The following is a 19,562-nucleotide window of genomic DNA, read 5'->3' as shown; positions in this document are numbered from 1 at the left end:
TTGGTCTCGGGCGGGTCACGGTACGGGCACGCTACCGGCGCTCAGTCGCCCGCCATCGCCTCGCGCAGGGTCTTCGGGCGCAGGTCGGCCCAGTTCTCGTCGACGTAATCCAGGCACGCCGAGCGGCTCGCCTCGCCGAATACCGCGCGCCAGCCGGCCGGGATGTCGACGAACGCGGGCCATAGGCTGTGCTGCTCCTCGCCGTTGATCAGCACGTAGAAGGCGCCGCCGTCATCATCGAAGGGGTTGGTGCTCATCGCTTCTCCTTGTCGTTCGTTGTGTGGCGGGGCCCGCCGAAACCCCGGTGGCGCCCAGCACCCGGTCGGACAGCAATCCGAGGCAGCTCAGGTTGGGAAACCCGGGGCCCTGGGTGAGCCCGGACAGGTTGGGCAGGAACAGCTTTGGGTTGACGTCGGTGACGGCCAAGTCGTAGCCGATCGCCTCCTGCAGGCTGTCGGCGGTCAGCGGCCCACCCAGCCCGAGTTCGAGCAGGTCCAGCGCGTCCTGGCCGAACAGCGTGGTGAACCACAGCGGGTCGGCGCCGGAGCCGTCGATGACCAGATCGAATCCGTGCACCGTCTCGAGGTTCTCGCTGCCGCGGTTGGTGGACAGGGTCAACCGGATCTGCCCGTCGCGGCCCACGGCGTGCGCGACCCGGCCGCGCAGGTGGTGGATGCGGTCATCGGCCAGCAGCGCCTCCTGCACGTTGGCCGAGAACACCCCGCGGTCGGTGCGCGCCAGCGCGTCGCGGCGCTCGTCGAGCGTCAGGTCGGTCCAGTCGGTCGGATCGGAGAACAGCGAGTTCTCGAAGAACCCCTCGCCGCGGGTGAACAGCGTTGCCTGTGGGGAGATGACGGTGATGCTCGAAACCCGGTGCCGGAACAGCTCGTTGAGCATCGACGCGGCGGTCTCGCCGCCACCGATCACCGCCACCCGCTCGGCGCTGATCCGGTCGTCGGCCGCGGCGCGGTCCCAGAACTGGGCGATCGAGAGCACGCGCGGATTGCCGGGCAGCAACGACTTTTCGGCCTGGCCGGGACCGGTGATCATCAGGGCGTCGGCGTGCACGGTGGTCTCGTGGGTTTGCAGCGCCCAGCGGTCGCCGCTGACGGCCAGTCGCTCGACCTCGCCGTGCACCACGTTCAGGCCGACCTGGCCCGCGACCCAGGCCAGATACTGGCTCCACCGGCGATGGGTCGGCGCCGGGCGGCCGCGGTCGATCCACTCGGCGAACGACGCGGTGGCGATCAGGTACGACTGCCAGCTGTAGCGGGTCATCCGCTCGTCGAGTTCGGCGTTGCGCCGCGGCACCAGCGACGAGCGGTACGGGAATCCGACGTCCTTTTCCGGGCTGGTGCCCAGCCGGTGCGCGCCGTCGGTCCAGCCGCCGCTGGCCTGCCAGTTCGCGGCCACCCCGATGCGTTCGACCGCGACCACGTCGGGAACCGCGACTCCCATGTCGCGCAGCACCGATGCCTTTGCCGCGACGGCCACCGCCTTGGCTCCCGCGCCCAGAACCGCAAGTGTGCTCATTCCGCCATCTCCCGCAGTGTCTCGGTCCAAAGTCCTTGCAGCTCCTCGATTTCCGTCTCGTCCAGAATGCCCGGCAGCGCCCGCCACTGGGTGGCCAGCACGCGAGCGGCGCCGGTGCCCAGGATGCCCGCCACCACGGTCAGCTCGTGGCGCACCGCCTGTTCGGGCTCGGGCAGCCGGCCGACCTCGGCCATCAGCTCGCGATCCAGCTCGAGGTCCCCGACGCCGACGTGCAGGTTGCCGAGGTAGTTGAGCAGCAGTTGGGGCTCGGGCAGCTCGCGCAGCCGCGTGTCGGGCCGGAGATAACGCAGCAGGCCGTAATCGACAGCGCTGCCGGGGATTCGGGCCACGTCGGTGGCCCCGTCGGAGTGGATGCGCAACGGGTAGATCGTGCTGAGCAGCCCGACGGTGTCGCCGGTATCGGTGTCGACGCCGAATTCCATGCGGCCGTGCGTCTCCAGCGCCAACAACGGCGCCGGGGTGTCCTGGCCGCGCCGCCGCCGCCACGCGGTCACGGTGCGCGCGGCCGCGGTGATGAGCAGTTCGCCCATCGGCTGTCCCGCCGAGAGCAGCCGCCCGGTGATGTCGGTTCCGCAGGCCGAGACGCTGACCGCCAGGTCGCCGGCGCGGTCGGTCGACGGCCGCAGCCTGCGCGCGCCCAGCGGCGGATCGGCGCCACGCAGCTCGGCGGCCCAAAAGGATTCGGTGTCCAGCATTTTGGCCCGCTCCGCCAGCAGCCGCGACCACTGCCGGTAGGTGGTGTGCTCGCGCGCCGGAGTGGGCGCGCGCCCCGCGGCCAGGGCGTGCAGGCCGGCGTCGAGTTCGCCCAGCACGATGCGCCACGAGGCCGGGTCCATCGCCAGCACGTGCGCCGTCAGCACCAGCACGCCGGGCTGGTCCGGTCGGCGCAGCCACACCGCGGACAGGAGCCGCCCGGCCTGCGGGTCGAGACTCTGCACCGCCTCGTGGACATGCTTGGCGACGTCGTTGGTCGGTTCGCCGCCGACCCACGCCTCGCTGAGGATGTCGACTTCCGGTTGTGCGACAAGCGTCATCGCGTCGCGGTCGAGCCGGCATCGCAACACCTCGTGCCCGTCGACGACCGCGCGCAGCACCGCCTCCAGGCCGTCCCGGGTGATCGTGTCGGGCAGCCTGATGACTTCGGTCTGCGCGAGTCGTCGGGCATCGCCGTGCTCGTAAAGCCAATGGGCACCAGCCAACACCGGGATTGGTTCGCCGGCCTCGGCCGCGCCGTCCGAAGACGGGTGGCGGGCCTCGTCGGAGTCGATCGCCGCGGCGAGTTCGCGGATGGTGTCACACTCCACCATCGACCGTGCCCGCAGCGCGAGACCGCGCCGCCGGGCGGCCTGCACCACCGACAGGGCCGAGATGCTGTCCAGGCCCATTTCCAGAAAGCCCGCGGTGACGTCGACGTCGGCGCTGCCCAAGACGTCGGTGAACGCCCCGGCCAGCGCCTGCTCGGTCGGCGTATCGGGCGCGACGGCCGGACCGTCGGCGATATCCGTTGCCGCCAATGCCTTTTCGTCGATCTTGCCGTGCGGGGTCAGCGGCAGCTCGTCGAGGACGACGATGTGATGGGGAACGAGGTGGCGCGGCAGCCGGTCGAGCAGCATCTTCCGCAGTTCGGCCGCCGCGGGCCGGTCGGGCCCGCCGGCCACATAGGCGGTGAGCCGGGGCCCACTGGGGTGGTCATGGGCCATCACGTGGGCGGCGCGCACCGCCTCGTGGCCGCAGAGCACCGCCGCGATCTCACCGGGCTCGACGCGGAATCCGCGGATCTTGAGCTGGGCGTCGCTGCGGCCGAGGAACTCCAGGCCGCCGTCGGGCATGCGGCGCACCACGTCTCCGGTGCGGTACATCCGGGTGCCGCCGCCGTTCGGTTCGGCGACGAAACGGGTTGCGGTTTCGGCCGCGCGCCCCAGGTAGCCGCGGGTCAGTTGATCGCCCGCCAGGTACAACTCCCCGGCCGCGCCGTCGGGAACCGGCCGCAGCCAGGAGTCCAGGATGTAGGCGCGGGTGGTCCGGGTGGGACGGCCGATGGACGGCCGGGCGTGCTCGGCGATGGCCGCGACGACGGCCTCGACCGTGGTCTCGGTGGGTCCGTAGCAGTTGAAGGCGGCCATCGCCGTTCGGGCGCACTCAGTTTGGATCGCGCGCCACGCGGCGACACCGAGGGCCTCGCCGCCGAGCGCGAGAACCGCCAGCGGCACCCGCCGCAGCAGTCCCGCGTCGTGCAGTTGGCCGAACATCGACGGCGTGGTGTCGATCATGTCCAGGCCGAAGCGGTCGATCACGTCGACCAGCGTCTCGGCGTCGCGCTGATGCTCGTCGTCGACGATGTGCACCGAGTGGCCGTCGAGCAAGGCCGCCAACGGCTGCCACGCCGCGTCGAAGGTGAACGACCAGGCGTGCGCGATGCGCAGCGGTCGCCCCAATCGCGCGGCCGCCGGCGCAAGGACGCGCTCGATGTGGTCGTCGGCGTACGCCGCAACCGCTCGGTGCGTACCGATGACGCCCTTCGGTGCGCCGGTGGTGCCCGAGGTGAAGACCGCGTACGCCGCGTGGTCCGCCGGCACCGTCGCGGCCCGGTAATCGGCTTTCCCGGCAATGGAATTCTCGATGAATTCCTCGTCGACGACGATGGGCGCCGACGTCTGGCGCAGGATCTCGGCGACCCGCTCGCCCGGCATGCCCGGGTCCAGCGGCACGATCATGCCGCCGGCCTTGAGGATCCCCAGCATCGAGGCGACGTAGCCGGGACCCCGCGACAGCAGGATCGCCACCGGGGTCTCGCTGCCCACGCCCGCCCGCTGCAGCGCGGCCGCCAGCCGGTCGGCGAACGCGTCCAGCTCGCGGTAGGTCAGCCGCCCGTCGGCCCAGCTGACCGCCGGCGAATCGGGTTGCGCCGCGGCGATTTCGGCGAACCGGTCGTGCACCGAGACCGCCGGCGTGGCGGTCTCCGGCGGACGCGCTGCGGCCGCATCGCGCTCGTCGTCGAGCAGGACGTCGACCTCGCGCAGCGGCCGGTCCCACTTGTCCACCAACCGTTGCACGACAGCGATCAGCCGCCCGCCGAGGTCTTCGGGCGCCATCGCGCCCAGCGCACCGTCGAGCGTCTCCACCAGCACCGTGAGCCCGCCGGAGCTCGGGTGGGCGGCGATGGTCACGGGGAAGTGCGACACGCTCTCCAGCGCCACCGGGCGGAACGTCGCCCCGTTTGCGACGAATTCGGCGGCCCCCACGACCTCGCCGGGTGGGAAGTTTTCGTACACCAGCAGGGTGTCGAACATCTCACCGACGCCGGCGATGGCGCGCAGCTCGGCGTGCCCCAGGTAGCTGTGGTCGCGCAGCGCGGCGGATCCGCGTTGCAGCGCAAGGCATTGCGCCCCGGTTGCTTGGCGGGGGTCCAGCCGCACCCGCAATGGCACGGTGTTGATGAACATGCCGACCATGGTCTCGACGCCCGGCAGTTCGCCCGGCCTGCCGGATACCGTCACCCCGAACGTCACGTCGTCGCGGTCGGTGAAGACCGAAAGTATTTTCGCCCAGGCCATTTGGACCAGCGTGTTGAGGGTGACGCCGCGGGCCCGGGCGGCGTCGGCCAGTGCGGCGGTGGACTCGGGGTCGAGGCGCAGTGTGGTGCGGCGCGGGATGCCTGCCGGTGGCGGGGTTGCGGCCAGCGCGGGCGAGAGCAGGGTGGGCCCGTCCGTGCCTTGAAGATGCTCGGCCCACAGGGTGCGGCTGGCCGCCTGGTCCCGGGTGGCCAGCCACCCGATGTAGTCGCGGTACGGCCGCGGCGGTGGCGGCAGCGCGGCGGCGTCTCCCCCCGCCCGATACAAGGCAAGCAGCTCGGACACCAGAAGCGGCAGCGACCACCCGTCGATGACGATGTGGTGCGCGACGATGACCAGGCGCCACCGTTGCTCCGGCAATTCGATGAGCAGGAAGCGGATCAGCGGGCCGCGACCGACGTCGAAACGGCGCTGGCGCTCTTCGGCTTCCAGCGCCTCGACCTCGCCGGGCCCGGCGCGCACGCACCGCCAGGGCACCTCGGCGCTGCTGGGCACCACCTGGACGGGCCGGCTCAGTTCGCCGTGGATGAAGCTTGCCCGCAGGTTGGGGTGCCGGGTCAGCAGTGCCGCGGCGCATTCGCGCAACAAGGCGACGTCGAGCGGGCCCAGCACGTCGGCGGCCATCGCGATGACATACGGGTCCGCGCCCGACCCCTCCTCGGCGGTCAGCGTCGCCATCGAGAACAGCCCCTGCTGCAGAGGGCTGAGCGCCATCACATCCTCGATCGCCGGCCGGGGATCGGCTCGGGTCATCCCCGATCACCCCATGACGAGGTCAGTGCGGCGAGCTCCTCGGCGGAAAGCCCCGAGGTGCTCATCGGTGCGTGGGAGCCGCCGTTCTCGGGTTCGGTTTCGCTCGCCGACTTGGCGTCCAGGGCGGCGGCGAGCTCATGGAGCACGGGATGTTCGAAGATCATCCGCGGGGTCAGCGGCATTCCGCCGTCGCGGGCCCGCGCGGCGACCCGCACGGCGAGGATGCTGTCCCCACCGAGATTGAAAAATTCGTCGTGGCGGCCGATTTCGCCGGCTTCGAGCAGATCGGCGAAGATCGCCGCGAGCGCGCGCTCGGTGGCGGTGCCGGGCGGTTCGGCCGGGTCGGCGACGGCCGCCGCCGGCGGGGGTCCCTCGACGTCGACGACAAGCTGCAGTTGACCGTCGTCGGTCCACACGCCGCGCTCGCCGCTGCGGTACAGCCTCGCACCCGGTTGGGCGGCAAACGGATCGGCGACGAAGCGGGTCGCGGTCAGCGATGCCCGCGCCAGCCGGCCGATGACCGCCGGACCGCCGCCGAAGTAGACGTCGCCCACCACCCCGACCGGGACGGGGCTCAGCCAAGCGTCCAGCAGGTACACAGCGGCCGCCTTGGACCGGGCCAGAACGTGCTGTCGTTCTTGCGCACTGGCGATCTCGACGTCGCGCAACCGTTGATCGGGAAGTTCGCCGAACGCCTCGATGACCCGGACCAGCCACTGGGCGAACCGTTCCGCGGTGCCACGCCGGTACAGCTCGGGGCGATAGATGATGTGGCCCCGGTAGCCGTCCTCGGACGCGAAGAAATTGACCGACATGTCGGCGTGCGCCACGTCGAATTCCGGCTCCAGCGCGGTGAAGGTGGTGTCACCCTCCGGCCCGCTGTCGATCACACGATCTTGCGGCAGCTGTTCGCGAACGTGCACCACCACGTCGAACAGCGGGTTGCGCGACAGCGACCGGGCGGGCCTGACGGCGTCCACCACCTGGTCGAACGGCAGGTCCTGGTGTGCGTACGCGGCCAGTGCCATGTCCCTGGTCCGCGCCAGCAGCTCGCGCAGTGTGGGGTTGCCGCGCAGGTCATTTCGCAGCACCACGATGTTGATGAAAAACCCGATCAGGCGATCCAACTCGGATTCGTTGCGGCCGGCGACCGGGGTGCCGAGCGGCACGTCCGGGCCGCCGCCGGCCTTGTGCAGCACCACCGCAACGGCCGCCTGCAGGAGCATGAACTCGGTGACGCCGAGCTCGCGAGTCAGGGCGGTCAGCTTGGCGCGGGTCGCCGCCCCGAAACCGAATTCGACGGCGGCACCGGCGCCGGTGGACGCGAGCGGCCGCGGGAAGTCCGGGCGCAGGCCGTTTTCGCCCGCGAGCCCCTCGAGCTGTCGGGTCCAGTAGTCGCGCTGCGGTCCGGCGATGCCGGCGCTGTCCTCCAGCAGCGCCGCCTGCCACGCGGCGTAATCGGCGTATTGCAACGGCAGCGGTTCCCAGTCGGGGGCGCGGCCGCCGCGGCGGGCCCGGTAGGCGGTGAGCAGGTCGGTGAACAGCACCCCGGCGGACCAGTGATCACCGGCGATGTGGTGCATCACCACCGACAAAACGTTGCGGCCCGGCGTGCTCAGCAACGCCGCCCGGATCGGCGGGTCGGTCTCCAGGTCGAACACGTGGCGGCGCTCGGTATCCAGTTGCGCCCCAAGCCAGTCCTCGTCGGGTCCGTCGGCCTGCCGCACCGGCACCTCGGCGGGCGGGTGGACGATCTGGTGGGGCACGCCGTCGATCTCGCGGTACGTGGTGCGCAGGATCTCGTGCCGCGCCACGACGTCGGTAACGGCCGCCACCAGTGCGCCGGCGTCGCAGGGACCCCGCAACGCCGCGGCGAACGGAATGTTGTTGACGGCGTTGGGCCCGTCGAAGCGATAGGTGAACCAGCTCCGCAGCTGCGACGACGACAGCCGCGCCGGCCCGTCGTGGTTCAGCGCGACCAGCCGTGGCCGCGCCGACGCCTGATCCGCGGGGTCGATATGCGCGGCGAGCCGCGCCACCGTCGCCAGTTCGAAAACCTCGCGCACGCCGATGTCGACGCCGAACGCGTTGCGGACCGCCGCAACCAACTTCGTCGCGAGCAGCGAGTGGCCGCCCAGGTCGAAGAACGAGTCGTCGGCGCCGACTCGGTCGCGGTCGAGCAGCTCGGCGAACAGTTCGGCGACGCGCCGCTCGGTGGCCGATCCCGGTTCGCGGAACTGCGCGCCCGAACTCACCTCCGGGGTTGGCAGCGCGGCCCGGTCGATCTTGCCGTGCGCGGTGATCGGAATCTCGTCGAGCACAACGTATGCCGCCGGCACCATGTACTCGGGCAGCGCCGCGGCGACCCGGGCCCGGATGCGGTCGAGATCGACCTCGGACGTTCCCGCCGCGGGCGTCACGTAGCCCACCAGGCTCTTGCCCAGACCCGGCAGGTCGCTGACCACCACGACGGCCTGCCCGACCGTCGGATCGACCGAGATGGCCGCGGCGACGTCGCCCAGTTCGATCCGGAAACCGCGGATCTTGACCTGTTCGTCGGCGCGGCCCACGAATTCGACGTCGCCGTCCGCGTTGCGGCGTGCCAGGTCCCCGGTGCGGTACATGCGGGCGCCGGGGTTGAACGGGTCGGCGACGAATCGCTCCGCGGTCAGCCGGGCCCGGCGGTGGTAGCCGTGCGCCAGATGAGTTCCGCCGAGGTAGATCTCGCCGATGACGCCGACCGGCACGGGCCGCAGCGCGTCGTCGAGCAGGTGCATCGTGGTGTTGATCTTGGGCCGGCCGATCGGCACGATGCGGGTGCCTTGCGGGCCCTCGACCTTGAACCGGCTGGCGTTGATCACGGTTTCGGTGGGGCCGTAGAAGTTGTGCAGCAGCGCGTCGAAGGTGGCGTGGAACTTGTCCGCCACCTCGCCGGGTAGCGGCTCGCCGCCGATCGGCACGCGTTGCAAAGTCCGCCACTGGTTGACGCCGGGCAGCGACAGGAACAAGCCGAGCAGGGAGGGCACGAAATGCATTGCCGTGATTCCCTCGTCGCGCAGCAGGGCGGTGAGGTAGCCGATGTCGTTGAGTCCCCCGGGGCGTGGGATCACCATGCGCGACCCGCAGGCCAGCGTGCCGAAGATCTCGGCGATCGACACGTCGAAGCTCGGGGAGGCAACCTGCAGCAGCCGATCGGTGTGGTCGACGGCGTACTCGCCCTTGAACCAGACGAAGTATTCGGCGACCGGGCGGTGCGGCACCGCAACGCCTTTGGGCAGTCCGGTGGTGCCCGACGTGTAGATCAGGTACGCGGTGTTTTCCGGCCGCAGCGGCCGCACCCGGTCCGCGTCGGTGGGGTCGTCGGCGCCGTAGGCGGCCAGGTCGGTCACCGGCTCGCGCAGCACCAGCTTGGCGTCGCAATCATCGAGGATGAACCGCAGCCGGTCCGGCGGGTAGGTGGGGTCCACGGGCACGTACACCGCACCGGCCTTGGCGATGCCGACCGCGGTGACGACCAGGTCCGGTGACTTGTCGAGCAGCACGGCGACGCGGTCCTCGCTGCCTATCCCCTGGCCGATCAGCCAGCGCGCCAACCGGTTTGCGGCCTCGTTGATGTCGCGGTAGGTGAACCGGCGGCCTTCGTACCCGACGGCAACGGCGTCCGGGGTCCGCGCGGCCTGCTCGGACACCAGGTCGGCGAGGGTTTTGGGGGCGGTCTCGAAGGCCTCGCCGTGCGACACCTCCCGCAGCCAGGTTGCGGCGGCCTCGTCCAGCAGCGCCAGCCCGGACAACGGCCGGTCCGGTTCGGCCAAGGCGTCGTCCAGCAGCACGGCGAAGTGCTGCAGCAGCTGGCGCACCAGCGCGGGTTCGAGGATCTCCAGCAGGTGTTCGGCCTCGACCAGTACGCCGGTGCCCTCGAATTCGACCATGAAACCCAGTGGCAGCTGGGTGAGGTTGCTGCGCAGGCCGTAGCGCTCGCACTCGACGCCGGCCGGGCGGAATCCACCGCCGTCGGGTTCGCGGAATCCGAAGCTGACCCGGGTCATTCGTTCGGCGCCGTGGCGGCGATCGGGGTTCAGTTCGCGCACGGCGCGGTCCAGGCCGACGCGTTGGTGCGCGAACGCCCCGGTGGCGATGTCGCGCGTCGACTTCAGCAACTCGCGGAAGGTCATCGCCGGCCGCGGTCGCAGCCGCATCGCCACCGTGTTGCCGAAATATCCGATGGCCTCGTCGGTTCCGGCGCCGCGGTTGAGGACCGGGGCGGCCACGAGGAAGTCGTCGCTGTGGGTATAGCGATGCATGAGGGCGCCGAAAGCGGCGAGCAGCACCATGTATGGGGTGCAGCCGGTGTCGCGCGCCATCGCGGTCACCCGTTGCGCGGTGTCGCCGGACAGCCGCAGCTCGGCGCGGGCGGCCCGCCAGCTGGTCGGCATGGTCGTCCCGGCCGGGCCGGGGAGCTCCAGGGGCTCCGGCGGGTCGGCCATGACGGCGCGCCAGTAGTCGAGGTCGGCGTCGGTGGTGTCAGGCACTGACGGCGCCGCGGTGCGGCGGTAGGGCGTTAATTCGGCGCCCTCGTACGCGTCGGTGAGGTCGGCGAAGAACACCCGCCACGAGCCGTCGTCCCAGGCGATGTGGTGGGCCACCAACAGCAGGACGTGTTCGCGGGGCGCGGTGCGCACCGCGGTGATCCGCAGCGGCGCGTCGGTGGAAAGGTCGAAGGGCGTGGAGAATTCGCGCTGGGCGAGCACCTCGAGCCGCAGGCGGCGGGCGTGCTCCGACAGGTCGGTCAGGTCGTGCTGGGCCCAGCCCGGGCGCAGGTCGTCTTGCACCGTCGGCCGGGGGGTGCCGTCGTCGCCGACGGTGTAGGTGGTGCGCAGGATCGGATGCCGGCGGCCGACGGCGGCGACCGCGTCGCGAAGGCGGCCGAGATCGACGTCGCCGGTGATCCGATAGGAGACGCAGACGTTGAGCAGCGCGCCGCTGGGGTCGGCCAGGTGGACGAACCACATCCGGGCCTGACCGTCGGAGAGCCGGTCGTCGGCGGGGGCCGGCTCGTCGGAACCGTCGGCGCCGGACGAGAGGCCGCGGTCGGCGAGCCGGCGACGCAGCAGTTCCAGCCGGGCGCCGGTATCGGCGATGTCAGTCACGCGAAGCGTCCACCTTCTGTGCTCGGTCGGAACGCCCGCCGGCGCCCTCGAGTTGTTCGACAAGTTCGGCGCCGGTGATCTCGCCCATCAGCATCGCCAGGGACACCGTCCGGCCGATCGTCCGGTTGAGGCGCTTGCGCAGGTCCAGCGCAAGCATCGAATCGACGCCCAGGTCGAAAAGCGAGTCCCCCAGGTTCAATTCGCTCGGCCGCTCGATGCCGAGCACGGCCGCCAATTGGTTGCGTACCGCATCGACGACCGGAAGCTCCGTGCCGTTGCGGTGTTCGGCCGGTTCGGACCGCCCGCCGTCCAGGAAGGTCCGCAGCCTTGCCGTGTCGGCCGAGAACACCAGCGGGTCTTCTTGCCAGTCGCGCAGGCTCGCCTCGATCGCGTCGCGCGGCGTCATCGGGCGCAGCCCGGAACGCTCGATGTTCGCCATCTCGGCCGCGTCCACGATGCCCCGGCCCGATCCGTCGCCGGTCGAGGGTTGCCACAGGCCCCATCTGACCGCCACGCAGTGCCGGCCCGCGGCGCGCAGCTCGGCGGCCATCACGTCCAGCAGCCGGTTGGCCGCTGAGTAGGCGGCGTGTCCGCGTCCGCCCCACAGCCCGGACAGCGACGAGCACAACAGCATTCGCGCTTTCGCGCGGACCGGCCACAGCTCGGCGAGGTGGGCCAGGCCGCCGACCTTGGCGGCGACGGCGTCGGCGAACGCGGGCCCCGTCAGCCGTGCAGAGCCGAAGGCGGCGCTGCCCGCCGCGTGCACGATCAACGTCGCGCCGGCGCCACCGTATTGCGCTGCGGTGAGCGCCAATTGGGCCGGATCGGTGATGTCGCACGGCGCGGGCACCAGCTCGGTGCCGAATTCGCCCGCCAGCGCCTTCAGCAGCCCGGGATCCGCCGAGCGGCGGCTGAGCAGGACGATGCGCCGCGCGCCGCGCTCGGCGAGGTAGCGGGCGTAGTGCAGGCCGATGGCGCCGGCGCCGCCGGTGATGACGACGTCGTCGAGCACCCCGGAGTCCAGCGGCCAGTGCGCGGCGGCGGGCGCGTCGCGGAACGAGCGCTCGAACACGGCGTCCCCGCGCAGCGCGACTTCGCCGGCGCCGGACAGCACCGCGTCGACGGCGACGGGAGGTAGCTCCCACGACGGCAGGTCAAGATGCGTGAAAGTCAGTTCGGGGTGGTCGAGTCCGGCGCTGCGGTGCATCGCGGCCAGCCCCGCGTGGGCGGCCGACGCCGGCGCGTCGTGCGGGCCAACGCGCTCGGCTGAGACCGTGAGTAGGCAGACCGTGTGGCTGCGGGGACCCACCGCGTTCGCGTAGTCCAGCAGGCCGGCCCCGGCCAGACCGGTGAGGGCCCGGGCGGCCCGGTGCGCGCCCGCGGCGTCGACGACCGGCGCGATCACCGCGATGATCTCCGCGTCCCGCGGTGTACCGAGTTCGGCGGCGGGGTGGGACTCGATCGCCGCGCGCAGCGGTCGGGCCAGCGGGCCTTCGGCCCCGATATCGATCACCGCGAGCCGCGTCGGCGGTCCCGCGACCCGCGCGGGCGGCGCCGACCGCACCCAGTGCTCCAGCATGACGTCGGGCCCGGGGACCGGCCCGGACCCGGCCGGCAGCGGCGCCGGGTGCGCCCACATCGGGATCGCGTGCATCGGCGCGTTCGGGAACCCTTGTAGGCCAAGGTCGCCGGCGGTGGGGCCGTCCAGGTAGTCGTCCCAGGCGTGGCCCGGGTCGGCCACCGCTGCGGTGACGATGTTCGCCGACAGCGCCTCGAGCACGGGCTCGTCGCGGTGAGCCGAGCCGACCAGCACCGCCGGGCCATCGGGCAGGTCGGCCTCGAAGATCTGGCCGATCGTGAACAACAGCGCCGGGTGGGCCGACAACTCGACGAACGACCCCGCGCCGCACCGGATTGCTGTCGCGAACGCGCGGTCCAGTCGCACCGTGTTGCGCAGGTTCGCATACCAGTAATCGCCGAAGGGCTCGTCGGGCGCCACCACGTCGCCGGTGGTGCCGCCGATGAATTGCACGGGGGCGTCGGCGAATTCGGAGGCGGGCAGCCGCGCCGCGAATTCGTCGCGGAGCGGCTCGAGCACACTGGTGTGCCCCGGGAAGCCGGCGGTGATCTCGCGGGCGAACCGACCGCTGGAGCGAACCGCGTCGGCGATGGCCCGCACCACGTCTTGTTCGCCCGACACCGCCACGGTGGAGCCGGAGTGCACCACCGACAGCTCGACCCAGCCGTCCGTCTCGGCGATCAGCGCGCTCGCCGCGTCGGCGCCGATGCCCAGCGTGGCCATCGCGTAGCGGTCCGGAAGGCGGTCCACCACGCCGGCCCGCGCCGCGACGACGGCGACGGCGTCGGCCAAAGTGATGGTGCCGGCGATGAGGGCCGCGGCGACCTCGCCGAGGCTCTGGCCGATGGCGAGGTCGGGAAGCACGCCGCACGACCGCCAGACCTCCGCAAGCGCCACCGCGTGGACGAATTGCGCGCCCTGCACCTCGATTTCGGGGAAGGCCCGCGCGTCGTCCCCCGCCGTCAGGTAGCGCAGGGGTGACGCGTGGCCGGCGGCCTCGAACGCCGCCACGCAAGCATCGGCGGCCGCCCGGTAGGCCGGGAGCTCCCGGTACGCGACGGCACCCATGCCCGGCCAGTGGACGCCCTGACCGGGAACCACGAACGCCCGCCGCGGGGCCGAATCCAGCTCCGACCGGGCGACCAGCGGATGCTCGCGCCCCGCGGACAGCGCACGCAGCCCGCCGATCAGCTCCGGCCGATCCGCGGCGCGCAGCACCGCACGGTGCCGGCGCACCCGTCGGGTCGCGCGCAGCTGCCGGCCCACCTGGGCGACCGTGGTTTCCGGACGGCGCTCGAGGTAGTCGGCAATCGCGCGGGCGTCCGCGGAAAGGAGTTCGTCGGCGTGCGCGCTGAGGAGCACCGGGACGCGACCGTCGGGCAGTCGTTTGAGGGGCATCACGCGGGCCCGTTATCCGGCATCGAGACGATCAGATGGGTGTTGGTGCCGCTCATCCCGAACGCGGACACCGCCGCGGTTCGCCACCCGTCGATGGACCGCCACGGGGTCAGCTTGTCGGCCAATCGCAAACCCTGGCCCTCCCAGTCGATTTCGCGGCTGGGTTCGTCGACGTGCAGGGTCGGGGGCACGGCGGCGTGCTCGGCGGACAGGATCACCTTCGCGAGGCCCAGCGCGCCCGCGGCGGCTTGGGCGTGACCGATGTTGGACTTGACCGAGCCAAGCAGCGGTCCACGGCCGGGCGGCGCGGAGCCGTAACTGGCCGCCAGGGAACGCAGTTCCGTGCGGTCCCCGAGCCGGGTCCCGGTGGCGTGCCCTTCGACCATCCCGACGTCGACGGGGTCGACGCCGGCCTGCGCGATGGCGCGCCGAAACAGTCGCAGTTGCGCGTCGCCGCTGGGCGCCATCAGCCCGCTGCTGCGTCCGTCGGAGTTCAGGCAGCTGGCGCGCACCTCCGCGAGGATGCGACGCCCGTCGGCCACCGCGCGGGACCGGCGCTGAAGCACGAACATGGCCGCGCCCTCCGCCCAGACGGTTCCGCTGGCGAGCGCGCTGTACGGCCGGCAATGCCCGTCATCGGACAGCGCGTGTTTCGAGGAGAACTCGACGAAATAGCCCGGGGTGCCCATCACGCACACGGCGCCGGCGAGCGCGAGGTCGCAGTCGCCGGCCCGGATCGCTTGCACCGCGGTGTGAAGCGCGGCGAGGGCCGACGAGCAGGCGGTGTCTATGGTCAGCGCGGGCCCGGCCAGGTCGAGCGTGTAGGCGATGCGCCCCGAGATCACGCCGAGGGATGTCCCGGTGATCAGATGCCCGCTGTGGTGGGAGTATTCGGAAAGGGCGGGTCCGTATTCGAGCGCGGAGGCGCCGACGTAACAGCCCACGTCGTGACCAGCCAGGTCGTCGGGGTTGATGCCGCTGTTCTCCACGCTGCGCCACGCGACCCGCAACCCGACCCGCTGCTGGGGGTCCATGGCCGTCGCTTCCCGTCGTGAGATTCCGAAGAACTCCGGGTCGAATGTCGTTGCGCTGGAAAGGAATCCGCCAAGGTCGTGGATGGGTTTGAAGCCGTCCCGCCGGGACCCGTCGAAGAGCTCGCGAAGCGCCCAGCCCCGGTCTGTGGGGAACGGGCCGAGCGCCTCCCGCTGTTCGGACAGCAGGGCCCAGAAATCGTCCGCGGTTTCGACCCCGCCGGGCGCCTCGAGCGCCATCCCGACTATGACGATCGGGTCGTTATCGGACATCGGCGCTCACCATCCGGGCCACCGCGTCGAGGTGATGGTCGAGGTAGAAGTGGCCGCCCTCGAATTCCGTCACGGTGAATCGGCCGGCCGTGTGGGTTTCCCAGTGGGCCAGGGTTTCCCGGCTGATCCGGTGGTCGCGATCGCCACCGACCGCGTGGATGTCGGCGGCGATGCGCACGTCAGGCCCGCACGAGTAGGTGTTCAGGGCCCGGTAGTCGGCCTGCACCGCCTGCACCAGGAGCTCGACGAATTCCTCGTCGTCCAGCAGCTCCGGATCGGTGCCGCCGAGGTCGATCATGTCCGCCAGCACGCCGCCGGCCGTGGTCGGCAGCGGTCCGGACGCTTCGACCGTCGACGGGGCCTGCCCGGCGGAGGCCCACAGGACGCGCACCGGGACCCCGTTGCGTTCGGCGATCCGGGCGAATTCGAACGCGACCACGGCCCCCATGCAGTGGCCGAACAGGGTGAGCGGAGCCGCCGAGCTCCAGTCGCCGGCCTTGAACAACTCGAGCGCCAGCGCATCGATGCTCTCGGGCGCCGGGTGAGTCCGCCGGTCGGCCCGCTGCGGGTACTGCACCACGAAGGCGTCGACGTCGTTGGCCGACAACGCTTTGGCCAGCGACCGATACGCCGCGGCGGCACCGCCGGCGTGCGGGAAGACGACCACCGAGCCGCGCGCGGTGCCGGTGGTGAACCGCTTCACCCAGGGCTGGAACTCCCGTCGCGCGGGTCCCACATCGAGCGCGGACAACACGTCGACGCTCGACATGTCCGCGATCTCCAGGTACACGTCGGCGACCTGCTCGAGTCGTTCGGCGTCGGCTTCCCGGCCGGTCAGCAGCTCGGCCAGGGTGGCGACGGTGCGGGCGGCAAACACGTCGGCGACCATCAGGCTCGGCGAGTCGAGCCACTGGCGGATGCCGACCACAGCCTGCGTCGCCAGCACGGAATCGCCACCAAGGGAGAAGAAGTCGTCGTGCACGCCCACCGCGTCGGGGTCACGGTTCAGGAGGTCCGCGATGATGTGGCACAGCGCGCGTTCCAGTTGCGTCCGCGGGCCCTGGTAAGGCGCGTCGCCGGCGTCCACCGCCGCCGCCAGCTGGCGGCCGACCGCGCGCCGATCGATCTTGCCGCCGTCGGTGAACGGGATGCGGTCGGTCAGCGCAACGTGTTGCGGAACCATGTGTGCGGGAACGAGATCGGCGATGAGCTCGCGGATCCGCGCCGCGGTCAAGGCGGCGTCGTCGAGCCGGACGGCCGCGGCCAGCACGTCGGCGCCACCGGAGCCGGGAACCAGGGCGGCCACGGCCGCGCGCACGCCGGGCACCCGGCGCAACGCCGCCTCGATCTCGCCGAGCTCGACGCGATACCCGCTGACCTTGATCCGGTGATCGGCGCGGCCGACGAACTCGAGGGTGCCGTCCGACCAGTAGCGCGCCAGATCGCCGGTGCGATACCAGGTTCGGCCGTCGTGGACGACGAAGCGCTCGGCGGTCAACTCGGGGCGTCCCCGGTAGCCCCGGGCGATGCCGCGTCCGGACACCCACAGCTCACCGGCCACCCAGTCGGGGCAGTCGGCACCGCCGTCGCCGACGACGCGGCAGGCGATGTTGGGGAACGGCTTGCCGTAGGGCACCGCGGTCCAGTCGTCGGGCATGCTGGCGTCGACCTCGAAAATGGTTGCGTGGACCGCGGTCTCGGTGGCGCCACCCAGCCCGGCGAAGCGCACCCGCGGCGCCTGCGCCTGCAGCCGGCGGGCCAGGCCGGGGCGCACCCAGTCGCCGCCGGTGGCCACGACCCGCAGCGACGACAGCCCGCCCGCCTCGACCTCGACCAGCATCTCCAGCCAGCCGGGCAGGAAGTTCAGCACCGTGACCCGGTGGGCGTCGATGAGCCGGGCCCACGCATCGGGATCGCGTCGCTGCGCCTCGTCGACCGCGACGATCGCGCCGCCGGCCCGCAGCGTTGCGAAGATGTCGAGCACCGACAGATCGCATTCCAGCGTCGAGAGGGCCAGGCAACGGTCGGCCGCGCCGATGTCGAAGTGGCGGCTGAGGAATTCGACGGTGTTCATGGCGGCGTCGTGGGTCAGCTCGACGCCCTTGGGCTCCCCGGTCGAGCCCGACGTGAACAACACGTAGGCGAGCTCGGCGGGATCGGTTCTGGCGGGAGTGAATTCGGCGGTCCGCGGCGCCGCGCCCAGCACGTCCGCGATCACCAACGCGGGCACCGGCACCGACAGCGGCCGCCCGCCGCACACCAGAGCCAGCCGCACGCCACCGGTGTGCAGGATGCGCTCCGCGCGGTCGGGTGGTTGGTCGACGCCGATCGGCAGGTACACACCGCCGGCGGCCAGGGTGCCCAGCAGGGCCGGCAGCTGTTCGGCGGTCTTCGGACCCATCACCGCGACGGTGTCGCCGGCGCCGACTCCGGCCGCCCGCAACGCCGCCGCCAGCGCCAGCGCCTGCTCGCGCAGCTGCGCATACGTGAGGTCACCGGAGCTCGCGAACACGGCGGGCGCGTCGGGTTGTTGCTCGGCGCGCCGGAAGAACCCGTCGTGCAGGGCCTCCCCGCTCGGCGCGGCGCTGCGGCCGTTGACCGCCTCGCGCACCGCGCGTTGCGCGTCCGGCAGCGCGGCCGGTGCGGCCGCGTCCCAGGCGCCGTCGCTGGCCGCCAGCCGCAGCAGTTCGTCGATGTGGTGGGCGAACATCGCGTCGATGACGCCCGACGCGAAAACGCCGTCGCGCACGTCCCAGTTCACCAGCACCCCGCCGTCGAACTCGGTGACCTGCGCGTCCAGCAACACCTGCGGGCCCTGGGAAATGATCCATGCGGGTGCGCCGAATTGCGTTGTGACGTCGGCGCTGAACAGTTCCCCGAGACCGAGCGCACTGGTGAAGACCACCGGCGCCAGCACCTGGGTGCCGCGATGGCGGCTGAGGTCGCGCAGCACCGACAGCCCGGGATAGGAGGAATGGGCGGCCGCGGTCCGCATCGCCTCCTGCACGACGCGGGCCCGCGCCGCCGGGGTCTCGGCGCCCGCCAGGTCGACATCGAGCAGCAGCGACGACGTGAAGTCGCCGACCAACTTCTCGACGTCGGGGTGCAGCGCCTGGCGCCCGAACAGCGGCACGTTCAGCAGGAACCGCGGCGACGACCAGCGGGCCAGCGCGTCGGCGAACGCCGCGGCCAGCGCCATCGCCGGGGTGACGCCCCGGGCCCGGGCGCGGGCGAACAGCGCGTCGCGGGTGGCCGGGTCCAGCCAATGCCAGCGACGTGTGCTGGTGCGTGAGTCTCGCGCGCCGGTCGACGGCGGCGCCGGCGGGTCCGGCAGGTCGGGAATGCGCTGGGCCCACCAATCCCGGTCGGCGTCGCAGCGCGGCTGGGGTTGCGCCTCCTCGCGCGCGACGGCCCGGCGGTATTCGCGATAGGTGTAACCCAATTCGGGTAGGTCCCGGCCGAGATAGAGCGCGGCCAGGTCGGCCATCAAGGTGCGGTAGCTCATCGCGTCGGCGGCCTGCATGTCCAGATCGACGTGCAAGCGAGAACGACCGTCGGGCAGCAACGTCAGCGCCAGCTCGAACACCGCGCCGTCGAGTTGCTGGTGCGATTTGGCCTCGCGGAGGGCCGCCAGCCGCGGCTCGACCGGGTACCGCTGGTCGCGCAGGTCCTCGACCGTGACGGGGAAGTCCCCGCATTCGCCGGCGGCGGCGATGCGTTGCGTGCCGTCGGGCAGGAAGCGCACCCGCAGCATCGGATGACGAAGCGCCAGCCGGTTGGCCGCCGCCCGCAGGCGGGCGGGGTCGATCGGGCCGCCGTCGAACTCGACGTAGAGGTGCCCGGCCACGCCGCCGAACTGCTGGTTGTCCTGGCGGCCGACCCACATCGCGTGCTGCATCGGGGCCAGCGGGAAGGGCTCGCCCTCCCCGGACGGCTCGGCGTCGACGGGCGGGTGCGGTTCGTCGGCAACTGGCGGTCCGGCCGTTACCAGCTCGGACCAGGCCTCGATCGTCGGCGCCGCGGCCAGTGCGGCGAAATCGACGGCGATGCCCTGGCGGCGCCAGCGACCGGCGAGCGTCATCATCCGGATGGAGTCCAGGCCCTGCCCGATGAGGTTGCCGGCCGGGTGGATCGCATCGGCCCGGACACCGAGCAGCTCGGCGACCTCCGCGCGGATGTCCTCCGAGCACGCCGGGGCACGCACCACGAAATCCTCCCTGGAATTAGCAAAGGCTGCCCTAAGTTGTTTGGTTAC

Annotated in this window: 7 protein-coding genes; all 7 read right to left on the bottom strand. The window is 71.9% G+C overall.

Annotated features, from left to right (window positions below; translation table 11 throughout):
• Window positions 1-41 precede the first annotated feature (41 nt).
• The 7 genes from AC5Y7V_RS15970 to AC5Y7V_RS15940 are packed head-to-tail and all read right to left on the bottom strand — an operon-like array spanning window position 42 to window position 19,514.
• Complete coding sequence (locus tag AC5Y7V_RS15970; RefSeq protein WP_499880992.1) at window positions 42-257, bottom strand: MbtH family protein; 216 nt, start codon at window positions 255-257, stop codon at window positions 42-44.
• Complete coding sequence (gene mbtG / locus AC5Y7V_RS15965) at window positions 235-1,533, bottom strand: NADPH-dependent L-lysine N(6)-monooxygenase MbtG (RefSeq protein ID WP_499880991.1); 1,299 nt, start codon at window positions 1,531-1,533, stop codon at window positions 235-237. The genes AC5Y7V_RS15970 and mbtG overlap by 23 nt, the downstream gene beginning before the upstream one ends.
• Window positions 1,530-5,879 (bottom strand): amino acid adenylation domain-containing protein, encoded by a 4,350-nt coding sequence (locus tag AC5Y7V_RS15960; RefSeq protein ID WP_499880990.1) that lies wholly within the window; start codon window positions 5,877-5,879, stop codon window positions 1,530-1,532. The genes mbtG and AC5Y7V_RS15960 overlap by 4 nt, the downstream gene beginning before the upstream one ends.
• Entirely contained in the window at window positions 5,876-11,026 is a 5,151-nt protein-coding gene (locus AC5Y7V_RS15955) for an amino acid adenylation domain-containing protein (protein ID WP_499880989.1), read from the bottom strand. Before AC5Y7V_RS15955 ends, AC5Y7V_RS15960 begins: the two co-directional genes overlap by 4 nt.
• A complete protein-coding gene (gene mbtD, locus AC5Y7V_RS15950; RefSeq protein ID WP_499880988.1) occupies window positions 11,019-14,003 on the bottom strand; it encodes a mycobactin polyketide synthase MbtD in 2,985 nt (994 codons plus the stop codon). The genes AC5Y7V_RS15955 and mbtD overlap by 8 nt, the downstream gene beginning before the upstream one ends.
• On the bottom strand, window positions 14,003-15,307 hold the full coding sequence (locus AC5Y7V_RS15945; protein ID WP_499880987.1) for a beta-ketoacyl [acyl carrier protein] synthase domain-containing protein: 1,305 nt from the start codon (window positions 15,305-15,307) through the stop codon (window positions 14,003-14,005). The genes mbtD and AC5Y7V_RS15945 overlap by 1 nt, the downstream gene beginning before the upstream one ends.
• A complete protein-coding gene (locus tag AC5Y7V_RS15940) occupies window positions 15,297-19,514 on the bottom strand; it encodes a non-ribosomal peptide synthetase (protein ID WP_499880986.1) in 4,218 nt (1,405 codons plus the stop codon). Before AC5Y7V_RS15940 ends, AC5Y7V_RS15945 begins: the two co-directional genes overlap by 11 nt.
• Window positions 19,515-19,562 lie beyond the last annotated feature (48 nt).

It is taken from the genome of Mycobacterium sp. NGS34, from assembly GCF_059812845.1.
Note: the sequence above shows the minus strand (reverse complement) of the source record. Positions and strands in the feature narration are given on the sequence as shown.